The 14105-nt window shown below is 58.1% G+C and carries 13 protein-coding genes and 2 tRNA genes; 11 read left to right on the top strand and 4 right to left on the bottom strand.

All coding sequences use genetic code 11. From position 1 onward, the window contains the following. Positions 1–97: 97 nt before the first annotated feature. Both GN111_RS17725 and GN111_RS17720 read right to left on the bottom strand, forming a co-directional pair. Positions 98–190: transfer RNA gene (locus GN111_RS17725), tRNA-Ser, on the bottom strand. A gap of 29 nt (positions 191–219) precedes the next feature. Beyond that, a tRNA-Ser gene (locus tag GN111_RS17720) sits at positions 220–305 on the bottom strand. Between the two features lie 140 nt (positions 306–445). Here GN111_RS17720 and GN111_RS17715 point away from each other — a divergent pair. From GN111_RS17715 to GN111_RS17700, 4 genes are all read left to right on the top strand, one after another. Continuing rightward, positions 446–928 carry a hypothetical protein gene (locus tag GN111_RS17715; RefSeq protein WP_155305026.1) on the top strand — a complete coding sequence of 161 codons (483 nt, stop codon included), beginning with the start codon at positions 446–448 and terminating at the stop codon, positions 926–928. Between the two features lie 287 nt (positions 929–1215). Further along, the gene (locus tag GN111_RS17710) at positions 1216–1404 is read left to right on the top strand and encodes a hypothetical protein (RefSeq protein ID WP_155305025.1); all 189 of its coding nucleotides are present in this window, start codon (positions 1216–1218) and stop codon (positions 1402–1404) included. A gap of 19 nt (positions 1405–1423) precedes the next feature. Next, complete coding sequence (locus tag GN111_RS17705) at positions 1424–2365, top strand: hydrogenase small subunit (RefSeq protein WP_155305024.1); 942 nt, start codon at positions 1424–1426, stop codon at positions 2363–2365. Between the two features lie 46 nt (positions 2366–2411). Continuing rightward, on the top strand, positions 2412–4061 hold the full coding sequence (locus tag GN111_RS17700; protein ID WP_155305023.1) for a nickel-dependent hydrogenase large subunit: 1650 nt from the start codon (positions 2412–2414) through the stop codon (positions 4059–4061). 168 nt (positions 4062–4229) lie between these two features. Here the strand turns inward: GN111_RS17700 and GN111_RS17695 are convergent, their stop codons facing one another. After that, positions 4230–4655 (bottom strand): 4Fe-4S binding protein, encoded by a 426-nt coding sequence (locus GN111_RS17695; RefSeq protein ID WP_155305022.1) that lies wholly within the window; start codon positions 4653–4655, stop codon positions 4230–4232. Positions 4656–4657: 2 nt separating this feature from the next. Beyond that, entirely contained in the window at positions 4658–6625 is a 1968-nt protein-coding gene (locus tag GN111_RS17690) for an aldehyde ferredoxin oxidoreductase family protein (RefSeq protein ID WP_155305021.1), read from the bottom strand. A gap of 271 nt (positions 6626–6896) precedes the next feature. On the opposite strand from GN111_RS17690, the gene GN111_RS17685 reads away from it, so the two are divergent. The 7 genes from GN111_RS17685 (at position 6897) to GN111_RS17655 (ending at position 13894) form a co-directional block, all read left to right on the top strand. Then, positions 6897–7445, top strand: a complete 549-nt coding sequence (locus GN111_RS17685; RefSeq protein WP_155305020.1) for a carboxypeptidase-like regulatory domain-containing protein — start codon at positions 6897–6899, stop codon at positions 7443–7445. A gap of 119 nt (positions 7446–7564) precedes the next feature. Next, positions 7565–8059, top strand: a complete 495-nt coding sequence (locus GN111_RS17680) for a HyaD/HybD family hydrogenase maturation endopeptidase (protein ID WP_155305019.1) — start codon at positions 7565–7567, stop codon at positions 8057–8059. Between the two features lie 5 nt (positions 8060–8064). Continuing rightward, entirely contained in the window at positions 8065–8307 is a 243-nt protein-coding gene (locus GN111_RS17675) for a HypC/HybG/HupF family hydrogenase formation chaperone (protein WP_155305018.1), read from the top strand. A gap of 15 nt (positions 8308–8322) precedes the next feature. After that, a complete protein-coding gene (gene hypF / locus GN111_RS17670; protein ID WP_155305017.1) occupies positions 8323–10674 on the top strand; it encodes a carbamoyltransferase HypF in 2352 nt (783 codons plus the stop codon). 54 nt (positions 10675–10728) lie between these two features. Beyond that, entirely contained in the window at positions 10729–11817 is a 1089-nt protein-coding gene (gene hypD / locus GN111_RS17665; RefSeq protein WP_155305016.1) for a hydrogenase formation protein HypD, read from the top strand. Between the two features lies 1 nt (position 11818). After that, the gene (hypE, locus tag GN111_RS17660; RefSeq protein ID WP_155305015.1) at positions 11819–12829 is read left to right on the top strand and encodes a hydrogenase expression/formation protein HypE; all 1011 of its coding nucleotides are present in this window, start codon (positions 11819–11821) and stop codon (positions 12827–12829) included. Positions 12830–12886: 57 nt separating this feature from the next. Continuing rightward, complete coding sequence (locus GN111_RS17655) at positions 12887–13894, top strand: FAD:protein FMN transferase (protein ID WP_155305014.1); 1008 nt, start codon at positions 12887–12889, stop codon at positions 13892–13894. Positions 13895–14105: the final 211 nt, after the last annotated feature.

The raw sequence follows: 14105 nt of genomic DNA, 5'->3' as shown, positions 1-14105 counted from the left end.
TTCGAGCGCATTGTAACGATTATTGTAACGATTTTATAAAACGACTAAAGAAAAAGGCCAATCCAAACTATGCTGGATTGGCCTTAATCCTTGATAGTGGCGGAGAGAGAGGGATTCGAACCCTCGGTGGAAGTTTCCCCCCACACTCGCTTAGCAGGCGAGCGCCTTCAGCCGGCTCGGCCATCTCTCCTGAAAGGTAGTCATGATTGTTTAGCGTTATGGCGGAGGGAGTAGGATTCGAACCCACGGAGCTTTCGCTCAACGGTTTTCAAGACCGCCGCCTTAAACCACTCGGCCATCCCTCCACTGGGATAAGGCGACCCACTATCATTTTGAATCCTCAGCGTCAATCCCTTAAATGATGGTTGACATCAAAGATGTTTTATGATGTTCCTCCGTGCACAAAAAATATGTGGCGGATTATCGCCTCTGGAGGAAGACGCAAATGAAACAAAAATACGTGGTCTTGTTGGACAATGAGAACGGGAAACTCTCCATCCAGGAATACGCCGAACTGGACAAGGAAATGCTTTCTCTTCTTTGTGAAGAAACCTACGATGTAGCGGCAATCGAAGCCGCCATGGTCAGGAATCGCGGTGCATTGATCCAGGCCCTGCGTACCAACAATATGTATCCGCCGGGGATCTATACCGAGCGTATCGCCGACGCCGTAGCCGAGATGTTCCAGCCCGGCGCCAACACGTCGGCCGAGCTTTTCTTTGAGGAACGGGAAATGTTCGATGCCGGCGAAGAAGAAGAGGCGCTGGAAGAGACCGAGGTCGAGGATGACGAGAAGAACGACATGGATGTGGATGACCTGCTCGATGACGATGAAATCGATGACGATTTCGAAGAGAAAGGCCTTATCAAAAACCTGAAAAAATCCATTAATATATCCGACGACGATAACGGCATGGATGACGCCTGACCCACGGCGCCCCAACAGAAAGCTGATGCGCCCGACGCCTTCTTTCGGGCGCTTTGCCAGCGATCCCGGAAAGCGGTTGCCGGCCCCCTCTCCTTAGAAGTCCAACCTGCCTGAACAATAGCCAAAAACCCTTTTGCCCTTGACTTGGTGCGGGGCTTCCACTAAAAGTGCTAAATACCGTTTATTTTTTTCTTTATTATTGAATTGAAAGCAATCCAGCGTAACCGAATGTCAATGACTGTGCGGCTATACCTGTGAAAAATCGGGCTGCCAATCGGATGGCAGCGATGGATATTGACCGGAGCCGACAACCGAGCGAATCGCGAAACGCAGTGAACGTTGCCTTAAAAAACAATCCGACACTTTTGAAAACAGGAAGAACCGGTGCAACCACGACGATGCCGATAGTGGCGAACGCCAATCGGCTGGATGATGTCTGGACCGGTTCTCTTTTTTTGTTTCATAATCATCCATAACCAGCATCAGGAGGTGCCAATGGACAAGGAAAGATCATTTTACGAAAGGCTGAAGGAGAAAGGCGTCTCACGAAGAGATTTCATGAAGTACTGCACGGCCCTCACGGCAACCATGGGGCTGTCCGCCGCTTACGTTCCGAAAGTGGCCGAGGTCTTCGCCGCTCCTGCCCAGCGTCCCCCGGTAATCTGGCTGCATTTTGGCGAATGTACGGGTTGTTCGGAAGCGCTGCTTCGCACCCAGTATCCTTACATCGACGAACTGGTCCTGGAAGTGCTTTCCGTCGAGTACCACGAGACCATTATGGCTGCCGCCGGTCATCAGGCCGAGGAGCAGTTGCAGCACGCCGTCGAGAAATACAACGGCAAATTCATTTGCGTCGTTGAAGGGTCCGTGGCCACCAAGTACAACGGCGGATACGGCAAGGTGGCCGGCCGCTCCTTTCTGGAAATTGCCAAGGATGTTTGCCCCAAGGCTGCTGCCGTGATCGCTATAGGCACCTGCGCCTCCTATGGCGGCATTCCTGCAGCCGCACCCAACCCAGGCGGATACAAAGGCGTCGGCGATGCCATTGGCATCAAGACCCTAAACATCCCCGGCTGTCCCCCCAACCCCATCAACCTGGTGGGAACCGTGGTCAACTATCTCCTTTTGGGCAAGCTGCCCGACCTGGACGAAAGCGGGCGCCCGCTGTTCGCTTACGGCAAAACCATTCACGATCAGTGCCCCCGCCGCGCCCATTTCGAAAACGAAGAGTTCGTGGAGGAGTTCGGCAGTGAAGAGGCTGCTATGGGATACTGCCTGTACAAGGTGGGCTGCCGTGGTCCGGAAACCTACAACAACTGTCCGATCGCCAAATTCAACGACGGCACCAGTTGGCCGGTGGAGGCGGGTCATCCATGCATTGGCTGCAGTGAGCCCAACTTCTGGGACACCATGACCCCGTTCTACGAAGAGATGTAAAACCGATAACCGAACAATTCCTTAACGAATAAGGGAGGACAATATAATGGGTAAACGTGTAGTTGTTGATCCGATTACCAGAATAGAAGGCCACCTTCGCATCGAAGTGGAAGTGGCCGGGGGCAAGGTTGTCAATGCATGGAGTTCGGGCCAGATGTTCCGCGGCATCGAACTGATTCTGCAGGGCCGTGATCCGAGGGATGCACACCATTTCGTGCAGCGTTCCTGCGGCGTCTGTACCTATGTCCACGCCGTTTCATCGGTGCGGGCCGTGGATAACGCCATCGGTCTCAAGATTCCAAAAAATGCCCGCCTCATCCGCAACCTGCTCCACGGCGCCCAGTACCAGCACGATCACCTGGTCCATTTCTATCATCTGCACGCCCTGGACTGGGTTGATATTGTCAGCGCCCTGAAGGCCGACCCCAAAAAGACCGCGGCCCTGGCAGACAACGTCAGCAACGCCCAGGTGGGCGGCGCCGCGTACTACAGACAAGTCCAGCAGCGCATTCAGACCTTCGTGGACAGCGGGCAGCTGGGCCCCTTCGCCAATGCCTACTGGGGCCATCCGGCCTACAAGCTGCCGCCGGAGGCCAATCTGATGGCCTGTGCGCATTACATCGAGGCCCTGCGGCTGCAGGCCCGCGCGGCCCGCATGCACGCCATCTTCGGCGGCAAGAACCCCCATCCCCAGTCCCTGGTTGTGGGCGGCGTCACCAGCGTGGCCGACATGACCCCGGACCGCATTGCCGAGTTCCTCTACCTCACCAAAGAGACCCAGGACTTCGTCAAAAATGTCTACATCCCGGATCTGCTGGCGGTTGCCTCTTTCTATAAAGACTGGGGCGCCATCGGCGGCACCACCAATTTCCTGGCTTACGGCGACTTCCCCCAGACGGACGTCGAACCGGACAGCCTCTACATGCCCAGAGGGGTGGTGAAGAAACGGGACCTGGCCAACATCGACATGGCCTATGAAGATAAGGTCACCGAAGAAGTCACCCGTGCCTGGTACGAAGACGGTCCGGCCCTGCATCCGTACAAGGGAGAGACCAAACCCCTGCAGGAAGACCCCAAATACCGTCCCGATGGCGGTAAATACACCTGGCTCAAGGCGCCGCGCTACGACGGCCTCTCCTGCGAAGTGGGACCGCTGGCCCGCGTCCTGATTGCCTACGGCAAGGGCCATAAGGACATCAAACCGGTGGTGGACAGCACCCTTCAGACGCTGGGCATTCCCGCCGGCGCCCTGTTCTCCACGCTGGGAAGAACCGCTGCCAGAGGGCTGGAAACCATCGCCATCGGCGACGCCATGCAGGGCTGGATCATGGAGCTGGTGGAAAACATCAAGGGCGGCGACACCCAGACCTACGAGCCCTACGAGATGCCGGACAGCGCCATGGGTGTCGGGCTCAACGACGTGCCCCGGGGTGCTTTGGGCCACTGGATCAAGATCGAGGACGGCAAGATTGGCAACTACCAGTATGTGGTTCCGTCCACCTGGAACTTCGGTCCCCGGGATCAGCAGGGCCAGTTGGGGCCGGTGGAAGAGTCCCTGATCGGCACGCCCATCGCCGATGCCAAACAGCCCCTGGAAGTGCTGCGGACCGTCCACTCCTTCGACCCCTGCATTGCCTGCGCCGTGCATGTGATCGATCCGGACTCCAACGAAGTGTATAAATTCAAAGTGGTGTAACGCACCACGTTGATCGCCAAACCCCCTCCCGGAATTTTTTTCGGGAGGGGGTTTTTTTATTGCAAAGCACTGGGGCGAATACCCCCGTTGCTTACGGTGGTGGGGTTTATTGGGGAAATCGAGCAGGGGCACGGCGCGCCGTGCCCCTACAGCAGCCGGCGGAAGGATTCAGGCTTTTTCGTCGGACATGGCGATGGCATCCACCGGGCATTCGGCGGAACAAAACCCACAGGCGATGCAGTGGCGTTCGTTTTCCAGATAGGGGCGCCGGAGGGTTTCCCGGGAGCCGCGGTCCGGTTTCAAATCGATGCAACTGGTGGGACAGGCCTCCACGCAAATGGTACAGGCCATGCAAAGGGAGGGATTGAAGACCGGCTTGGGCCAGCGGGACCGGATGCGGATTCGTTCGCACACGTTTCCATCGGGATCCTTCACGCTTTCGTGGGGGCAGATGCGACCGCAGGCACCGCAGTCGATGCAGACGGAAGGGTCGATGTGATGAAGCTTTTTGCGTTTCCCCGTTATGGCGTCCACCGGGCAGATGCGTTTGCACACCCCGCATCCCACGCAGAGATTGGTGATTTCGTAGGCCATGGTCACATCGCCTCGTCTTCCAGCCCCAACCGGGCCAGGCAGGCCGCTGTGGGAACACCGGTTTCCATATCGTATCCCATTTCCCGCCAATAATAGCGTCGCAGCTTTTCCAGGGGAACCATACGCCCCTTGTTGGCTCCTTCTTTTTGGGGAGGATCGCCCAGCACCCGCCGGCTGATGCGGATATCTCTCGGCGAGACGCCCTGCTTGATATTAAATAGCTGCTTGATGGCCTGAATTCGGTGGCCGATGATCATGTACGCTTCAGGGGTGGCTTCCCAACCGGCCGCGGCGTTGAGCCATTCGAATACCGGTATGCGATGGGCCCCCAAAAGAGCGCCAAACAGACAGCATCCGGCCCCGTTGATCACGTTCATGTACTGGCTGCAGGCTGCCGCCATGACGGCTTTCTCGCGGCTTGCCCGATATTTGCTGCCTTTGAAATAGAGCAGGGAGGGATCGGGCAGGTCCGGCATTTGCCGCCAAAGCTGGAACATTTCGTAGTACATGTACGAGCCGATGGTGTGCCTTCCCGGTGTGGGTTCGACCACGTTGTGAACCGCGAATCCGGGATCGTAGCGCCCATCGTGCATGGCCAGTTCCTGGCCCCCGGCGTTAATGGCCATTTTGTCGGCCCCTTTGCCGATTTGCCGAGCGGCCCGTTTGGCTCCGTCCGCGAGAAGATCGCCGATCCCCTCCCGCTTGACCATTTTTTCCACCAGTTGAACGATGGCGTCGGTATTGCCCCAGGTCAATTTAAGGCCGTCGGTCTCCTCGGTGGTCAGCAGGCCGGTTTCATAGCATTCGATGGCAAAGGCCACCGTACCGCCCACCGAAATGGTATCCATGCCGGCGCGGTTAAGCAGTTCGTTGAGGTAGTAGATACTTTCCGCGTCCTCGTTGAGGCACAACCCGCCCAGGGCGATAGTAGATTCGTATTCGGGCCGGTGGACTTCGGTCTTTCCGTCGGGCGCAAGGTTGATGCCGCCGCAACCCAAGGGGCAGGAGTAGCAGAAATATTTGGCCACCACCGGCTTGGTGAATTCGTCGGGATCGATGAGTTTGGACTGCTCCAGGCCGAAATCCCGGTTGGAGCCCTTCCAGTTCTTGACCGGAGCGTCGCCCGTTTCGATGGCCATCTGGTTCTGGTTCACGGTGCCCCATTTTTTCAGCATGATCTTGTAGAGCATGCCGTCCAGTTCCATCTGGGTGGGCAACAACCGCATGAGGGTGCCCAGGTAAGCGGTCATGGTGCCGTTCAGGAAAGGCGGCTGAAAAGCGACGTGTTCGTTGCATTTCAGGCTGAGGGTTTTCATCTGCCTCCGGTCGTATACTTTGACCCGGTGGGCGCCGCACAGGACCACCGCTTTTAGCCGTTTGGCCCCCATCACGGCACCCAGGCCGCTACGGGCCGCCAGGCGGCCGCCGTGATTCACGATGCCGGAAATCAGGGATCGCCGCTCCCCGGCCATGCCGATGCAGGCCACCCGGGCGCGCTGCTTTTTCCCGTGGTCATCGATCAAGATTTTTTCCGTTTCGATGGCATCCTTGCCCCACAGGTGGCTTGCATCGCGCAGTTCGGCCCTGCGGGTGTCGGCATAGAGGTAGACGGGCCGGTCACTTTGTCCCGTGAAGAAGATGGCATCGAAGCCGCATCCCTTGATGCCGGGTGCCAGGTTGCCGCCGCAATTGGCATCCCCCCAGGTGCCGGTGAGAGGGCTTTTGCCCACCACCATCCAGCGCCCTGTGAACAGGGAGCCGCTGCCGGTCAAAACCCCGGATACGAACCCCAGGACATTGTCCGGGCCCAGGGGATCGGCCCGGCCGGGGATGCGGTGGTACAACAGCCAGGAGGCCAGTCCCGTGCCGGATAAAAATCGGTTGTAAATTCGGTCGGGGATGCGTTCGGTGGAAAGAACGCCGGTGCTCAGGTTGACCCACAGCACCTTTCCCATATATGAACGATCCATGGACGCCTCCTGAGACGGTGGCGGGTTCGGATGCTTGACATTGGAGTTTACTATTCCATCTTTTGAGCGTATTTTCAATATCGACGGACTCGTAAAAAGGCTGATATCGCCGTTACGCGTATCCTTCGTCACTGCGGCGTACCTTAAGTACGCCTCATTCCTCAGGATTCGCAAGCCTTGATCTCGGCCTTTTTAGAAGCCCGTCGGAAATGCGGCTTTTTTGAGTCCATCAGCATTGGGTTTGTGTACCAAGCTGCAGGAGGTGACGGCCATGGACGTTCAACCCCCACGTTGTCAGCAATCTATCCGTAGAACCATTAGATGGCCGGTACTCTTGGGCCTGCTTGCGATGCTGTGCGCAGGGTTCGCACCCCCCGCCGGGGCAATGCAGGGGCTTCTGGGCAGCCTTTGCATCACCGATGAAGCCGGACAACGGATCTACGGCGAGTATCTTTCCGTTTTTCTGACCCGCCGGGAGATACCGGTTCCCCATGCCGCGGGTCTGGAAGACATGGAAACCCATCGACGCCTGGACCGCATCAATCAGATGCACCTCGATTTTTACAAGCAGTTCGCCCGGCATCGCAGCCAACCCGGCTACTTGATCGCCCATGCGGAATCTTCGGATACCGGAAATTTCGCCTTTCTGGATGTGCCTGTCGGAAACTATTATGTTGTGGTGATGTTTCCGGCCATGATCGGCGGCTACAAGGTCGCATGGCAGCAGCCGGTTTCCGTGATCGCCGACCGAATGGGTTACGTTTCACTGAACATGGCAAACCTGGCGATTCCCACGGACAGAAGGGATTTTTACCATTGAGATGCCTTGAACCCGTTTCCATTTGGTGCTACCTATACAGCTTGGCTTCAAGCCAGGTACCGGCCTGAAACCTATTCGGGTTCAATTGGACCCACAACCGCAGCGAAAAGACCGAGGGTATGAACACTGAACATGTCATGATTCTGGGCGTCGGCAATATTCTGCTCAGCGATGAGGGGTTTGGCGTACGAGTGGTAGAGGCGCTGGAAGAACGCTACGATTTTCCGGACAATGTATCCGTGATCGACGGCGGCGTTCTGGGGATCAACCTGATGGGCATCATATCCGAGGCCGATCAGCTCATCGTTGTGGACGTCATCCGCAATGGGGGCCAGCCCGGCGACCTGTACCGCATCGACGGCGAAGCGATTCCCGAGCGCATCCGGGCAAAAAATTCGCTGCATCAGATCGACTTTCTCGAATCCCTGACCCTTTGCCAGGCGCTTGACAAGGTGCCGGAAACAGTTATCGTTGGCGTTGAGCCTAAGGATATCGAAACCCTGTCCGTGGATCTGACGGCGGCAACGGCGGACCGCATCGATGATATGATTCAGATGGTGCTGGCCGAACTGGACCGGCTGCAAGTGGTCTACACGAAAAAAGAGGGAGCCTGAAACCCATGTGCCTTGCCATTCCATCCAAAATCGTCGAAATTAATGACGGCATGGCCACCATTGACGTGGACGGTGTCCAGCGTTCGGCCAGCCTGATGCTGATGGAGGATGTTTCCGTGGGCGATTTCGTGATCGTCCACGCCGGATTCGCCATCCAGAAGCTGGATGCGGCCGCTGCGGCCGAATCTCTCAGGCTACTGCGGGAGGCCGCGGCGATGGTTGACGATATTGACCCGGATCAAGGCTGAGTACCCCATCGGGTCATGACGGCGGCAACCTCGGCAAAACGCCTGGAAATCAACGGCATCGTTCAAGGCGTGGGCTTTCGGCCCTTCATCTATCAACTGGCCAACCGATACGGTCTGAAAGGGGAGGTGGCCAACACCGCCACGGGTGTAACCCTGGTCCTGGAAGGCCCACCCGACCGCATCCAGCAGTTCACCGACGATCTCCCCCACCGCAAGCCGCCATTGGCGCACATCGTCGAAATTACCGAAGAATCGCAAGCTGTTACGGGGTTTGACGCTTTTTCCATCGTCAAGAGTCGGGGCAGCGCCACCCGCCAGACCCTGATTTCTCCGGATGTACGGGTCTGCGATGACTGCCTGGCCGAGATGCGGGATCCCAACGACCGTCGGTTTGGCTATCCTTTTATCAACTGTACCAACTGCGGCCCCCGTTACACCATCATCGACGACATCCCTTACGACCGGCCCAAAACCAGCATGCGCCACTTCACCATGTGCCCCCGATGCCAGGCCGAGTACGATGATCCCGAAAATCGCCGGTTTCACGCCCAACCCAACGCCTGCCCGGTTTGCGGTCCCCGGGTGACCCTGTGCGACGGCCAGGGGCAGGCGGTCAAAACCGACGACCCCATCGTGGAAACGGCCAATCGAATCAAGGCGGGTCGTATTGTGGCCGTTAAAGGGCTGGGCGGCTTCCATCTGGCCGTGGACGCCACCAATGCTCGGGCAGTGGAACGGCTGCGTCGGCGCAAGCATCGGGAAGAAAAACCCCTGGCCCTGATGTGCGCCGATATGCGACAAATACGGGCCATCGCCCATGTGAGTGAAGCGGAAGAAGAACTGCTTTGCTCCATCCAGCGGCCCATCGTGCTACTGGAAAAAAAAGCCGCTACACCCATCGCCGAAGCGGTCTCTCCCCGCAACCGCTATTTCGGCATCATGCTGCCTTACACGCCCCTGCATTATCTGCTGCTGGATGCCGGTTTCGACGCCCTGGTGATGACCAGCGCCAACCTGAGCGAAGAGCCCATCGCCATCGATAATGAAGAAGCCCTTGCCCGCCTGGCCGACATCGCCGACGACTACCTGGTCCATGATCGGGACATCTATCTGCGCTCCGACGATTCCATTGTCCGGCACGCCGCCGGCCACATGCGGCCGATCCGTCGTTCCCGCGGGTATGTGCCAATACCGGTTTTTCTCAGGGATGAGCTTCCCCCCATTCTGGCCTGCGGGGCCGAGCTGAAAAATACCGTCTGCCTCACCCGGGGCCGCCAGGCCTTTGTCAGTCAGCACATCGGCGACCTGGAAAACCAGGCCACGGAAGATTTTTTCCGGCTGACGGTGAATCATCTCAAACGTATCCTGGACATCGAACCGAAAGCGGTGGCCTGCGACCTGCACCCGGACTACATGAGCACCCGCTATGCCAGGGAACTGGGGAATATTCCGATCGTCGAGGTGCAGCATCACCACGCCCACATTGCCGCCTGCCTGGCGGAAAACCAGGTGGATGGGCCAGTCATCGGCCTGGCCTTCGACGGAACGGGCCTGGGGACCGACAACACCATCTGGGGGGGCGAAGTGCTGGTCGCGGACTGTCGCGAGTTCACCCGGGCGGCCCATCTGGTTCCCGTACCCATGCCCGGTAGTACCGCCGCCATCCGGGAGCCCTGGCGTATGGCCCTCGGCTACCTGCGGGCAGCCGGCGTGGCGGCAGTCGATCTTTCGGGATTGTCTTTTTTGAAACAGATCGATCAGCAGCAGATTGCAGTGCTCTTCCAGATGATGGACAAGGGCATCAACAGCCCGCTGACCTCCAGCTTGGGCCGGCTTTTCGACGCCATTGCCGCCATGGTCGGTATGCGCAATAATGTGGCCTTTGAAGGACAGGCGGCCATGGAACTGGAGATGATCGCTGACGACAGTGTGTCGGGCGACTACGATTTTAGCTGGAAGGAAACGGGCATTGGTTCTATTCCGATCAATACTACTTCGATCATCCAAGGGGTTGTTGACGATCTGAAGAGTGGCTGTGCGCCGTCGACGATCAGTGCCCGCTTTCATAACACCCTGATCCGGCTTTTCCATGACCTGTGCTGCCACCTGCGAACGTCTACGGGCATCGACCGGGTGGCCTTAAGCGGCGGGGTTTTTCAAAACAATCGCCTATTGACCGGGATGGGCGCCGTGTTGGAGAAAAGCGGCTTCGATTTGCTCACCCACCGTCTGGTGCCGACCAATGACGGGGGGATTTCGTTGGGGCAGGCGGTGGTGGCGGCTGCAAACATGAACGGCCGCGAGAGAAAGGATTTGGACGGCGTTATCGGTCGTCGCGGTATTTCGAATACAGCTTCCTCCCTATAGCCTTGCCAAATCCTCTCTCTCGCGGTCTTTAATAAACATTGGAAAGATGAGCAAATGGGGATAAACAGCAATGACTTTCACGACCCTAAGATCGCCCGGCATCTGGTCCAGCGCATCAGCAGCGCGTGCCGGAAACCGGTTCGTTTCATGGAGGTCTGCGGCACCCATACCGTGTCCATCTTCAGAAGCGGAATTCGTTCGCTATTGCCGGAAACCATTTCCCTGTTGTCCGGACCCGGTTGCCCGGTTTGCGTGACGGCGCAGGGGGAAATCGACGCCTTCATCGCCCTTGCCAGACAGCCGGACACCATTGTGGCCACTTTCGGCGATCTTATCCGGGTGCCGGGCAGCGGCTCCTCCCTGCAGCGGGAGAAGGCCGAAGGGGCCGATGTGCGCATCGTCTACTCGACCTTCGATGCGGTCAATCTGGCCCGGCAAAATCCGGACAAACGGGTCGTTTTTCTGGGGGTGGGTTTCGAAACGACGGCCCCGACCGTTGCCGCCGCCATCCTGGCTGCCCACCAGGAGGGGTTGAACAACTTTTTCGTCATGTCGGCCCACAAAACCGTTCCACCGGCGCTGGAGGCGCTGGCCGCGGGGGAACTGAATATCGACGGATTTTTGCTGCCCGGTCATGTTTCCGTGATCATCGGTGTCGAGGCCTACCGGCCGTTTTTCGATGCCCACCGGGTGCCCTGCGTCGTGGCCGGATTCGAGCCCAGCGACCTGCTCCAGAGTATTGCCATGCTGACGGACCAGGTGGCATCCGGCCGTCCGGCCTTGGAAAACGCCTATCCGAGAGCGGTCTCCGATGCGGGCAATCCCAAAGCCGTGGCGGTCATGAACGAGGTGTTTGCGGTGGCCGATGCCGATTGGCGGGGATTGGGCACCATTTCTGCCAGCGGCCTGGAAATCCGCGAAACCTATGCCGCCTTCGATGCGGTCAGGGCGTTCGACATTCGTGTGGCGGCCAAGCCGGAACCCAAGGGGTGCGCCTGCGGCGAAATCCTGACCGGCGTGAAAATTCCCCCCCAGTGCCCGCTTTACAAAACGGTTTGCAATCCCATGGCTCCGGTGGGTCCCTGCATGGTTTCCAGCGAAGGAACCTGCGCGGCCTATTACCGCTACCATGGAGAGGAGTGATATGAAACCGGACAAAATCCTTTTGGACCATGGCAGTGGAGGCAAGATTTCCCACAGTCTTACCGCCGATCTGCTTCTGCCCGCCTTCGACAACCCGGCCCTGGCCATGCTGGACGATGGCGCTGATTTGAATCTAGTGGGCGGACGCATCGCATTTTCCACGGACACCTATGTGGTCGATCCCATTTTTTTTCCCGGCGGCGGTATCGGCGATCTGGCCATCAACGGCACGGTCAACGACGTAGCCATGTGCGGTGCCCGGCCGCTGTACCTGAGCGTGGGGATGATTATCGAAGAAGGGTTCCCCATGGCGGACCTGGAAAAGGTGATCCGCCAAATGGGGCAAGCCGCAAAAGCGGCCGACGTCACCGTGGTCACCGGCGATACCAAGGTGGTGCCCAAAGGCGCCGCGGACAAGATCTATATCAACACGGCCGGTATCGGTGTCATTCCAGAGCGTATTCATGTTTCCGGCGGCAATGCCAGGCCCGGGGACGCCGTGATTCTCAGCGGCACAATGGCGGATCACGGCATGACGATCCTGACGCAGCGCGAGGGGCTGGCCTTCGAATCCGGTGTGCAGAGCGATTCAGCCCCGTTGAATCACATGGTGGCCGATATCCTGGAAACAGGATGCGATGTGCATGTGCTTCGCGATCCCACCCGTGGCGGGGTGGGGACCACTCTCAACGAAATCGCCCTGGCATCCCGAGTCGGCATCCGCATTCACGAGGACCGGCTGCCGATTCGGCCCGAAGTGGCCGGGATCTGCGACCTCCTGGGATTTGATCCCCTATACGTGGCCAACGAGGGCAAGCTGCTGGCCTTTGTTCCCGTGGACCAGGCCGAAACGGTGTTGGCAGTGATCAAAAAGTCCCCATACGGTAGAGAGGCGCGTATCATTGGTGAAACGGTGGAAGATCGTCCCGGCCGTGTTTTCATGAAAACCCGTATCGGCGGCGAGCGGATTGTTGATATGTTGACTGGCGAGCAACTGCCGCGCATATGTTAACAGGATTGATAGAAAGTGGCCCTTTTTTTGTTTTATTCACAGTGCAATTTCATTCGAATGACTATCCGTGCTCTTGTGGTGATGATGGCCCTGGTTTGCACCGCCTGCCTGCCGCAAAAGGAAATGAGGCTGGGGGGAGCGACCATGGGCACCACCTATCATATCAAGGTGGTGGCCGGATGGTTCACCTCGGATACCGATCTCCAGGCGCGCATTGACCAACGCCTGGCCGAAATCAACCGCAGCATGTCCACCTACGATCCGGACAGCGAGATCAGCCGGTTCAACCGGATCCATGAAACGGATACGCCTTTTACTCCATCCGACGACTTTGCCGCCGTGTTGCGCGTCGCGGCCGAACTGCACCGGTTGACCGAAGGCGCCTGGGACGGGACCCTGGACCCGCTGATCAACCTGTGGGGATTCGGCCGCAAGGGACCGACTGACACTCTTCCGAATGAGGACGCGATTCAAACGGCCCTCTCAAATGTGGGCTTTGACCGGATCCGCATGGATGCGTCAGGCACCATCGCCAAGCGAGATGCAGCCTTGACCCTGGATTTGGCTTCCATTGCCAAGGGGTATGGGGTTGACGCCATCGCCCGGCTTTTGGCGAAAAACGGGTTCAACGACTATCTGGTGGAGATCGGCGGAGAGGTCGTCGCGCGCGGTCGCCGCAGGGATGGCAACCCCTGGATGGTGGGGATCAATCGTCCGGACCGGTCGGCGGCCCTGGACGACGTGTACAAGGCGGTTCCCCTGATTGATCGGGCTATGGCCACCAGCGGTGACTATCGCATTTTTTTTCGCAAGGGTGGTCGGATATACTCCCACATTCTCGATCCGCGCACTGGCCGGCCGGTGGAAAACGGGGTGGTGAGCGCCACGGTGGTGGCCGCCAACTGCACGGTGGCCGATGGCCTGGCCACGGCCCTGATGGTGATGGGTTCGCAAAAGGGGATCGATCTCGTCAACCGACTGGAGGGGGTGGAATGCCTCATCGTCGTTCGACAGTCCGATGGTCGCTTTGTGGATCATCCCTCCCGGGGCTTCGTAATCCGATGAGCATATCGACAAAGCGCAATGGTTGGCGGCGGAGCGGTTTTAGCGCTTGACAAATTTTTATGGGCTGAATAGTTATATTGTAGCTAAATAATAGCCAATAATCTTGGCACTGCCCCGCTGATGTAAAATGAGGCCCTCCGTAAAAATAATTTTTAATCTCGAATGCTTGTATCAATAATAAAAACTTTTAAATAAGGGCCGGGAGGCTCAT

Source organism: Desulfosarcina widdelii (assembly GCF_009688965.1).
GTDB classification, from domain to species: domain Bacteria; phylum Desulfobacterota; class Desulfobacteria; order Desulfobacterales; family Desulfosarcinaceae; genus Desulfosarcina; species Desulfosarcina widdelii.
This window is presented reverse-complemented; position numbering and strand designations above follow the sequence as displayed.

Bases quoted from the DNA above. Each gene is read 5' to 3' on its own strand.
- GN111_RS17715 (WP_155305026.1), top strand. From the start codon at position 446: ATGAAACAAAAATACGTGGTCTTGTTGGACAATGAGAACGGGAAACTC.
- GN111_RS17710 (WP_155305025.1), top strand. From the start codon at position 1,216: ATGGATATTGACCGGAGCCGACAACCGAGCGAATCGCGAAACGCAGTG.
- GN111_RS17705 (WP_155305024.1), top strand. From the start codon at position 1,424: ATGGACAAGGAAAGATCATTTTACGAAAGGCTGAAGGAGAAAGGCGTC.
- GN111_RS17700 (WP_155305023.1), top strand. From the start codon at position 2,412: ATGGGTAAACGTGTAGTTGTTGATCCGATTACCAGAATAGAAGGCCAC.
- GN111_RS17695 (WP_155305022.1), bottom strand. From the start codon at position 4,655: ATGGCCTACGAAATCACCAATCTCTGCGTGGGATGCGGGGTGTGCAAA.
- GN111_RS17690 (WP_155305021.1), bottom strand. From the start codon at position 6,625: ATGGATCGTTCATATATGGGAAAGGTGCTGTGGGTCAACCTGAGCACC.
- GN111_RS17685 (WP_155305020.1), top strand. From the start codon at position 6,897: ATGGACGTTCAACCCCCACGTTGTCAGCAATCTATCCGTAGAACCATT.
- GN111_RS17680 (WP_155305019.1), top strand. From the start codon at position 7,565: ATGAACACTGAACATGTCATGATTCTGGGCGTCGGCAATATTCTGCTC.
- GN111_RS17675 (WP_155305018.1), top strand. From the start codon at position 8,065: ATGTGCCTTGCCATTCCATCCAAAATCGTCGAAATTAATGACGGCATG.
- hypF (WP_155305017.1), top strand. From the start codon at position 8,323: ATGACGGCGGCAACCTCGGCAAAACGCCTGGAAATCAACGGCATCGTT.
- hypD (WP_155305016.1), top strand. From the start codon at position 10,729: ATGGGGATAAACAGCAATGACTTTCACGACCCTAAGATCGCCCGGCAT.
- hypE (WP_155305015.1), top strand. From the start codon at position 11,819: ATGAAACCGGACAAAATCCTTTTGGACCATGGCAGTGGAGGCAAGATT.
- GN111_RS17655 (WP_155305014.1), top strand. From the start codon at position 12,887: ATGACTATCCGTGCTCTTGTGGTGATGATGGCCCTGGTTTGCACCGCC.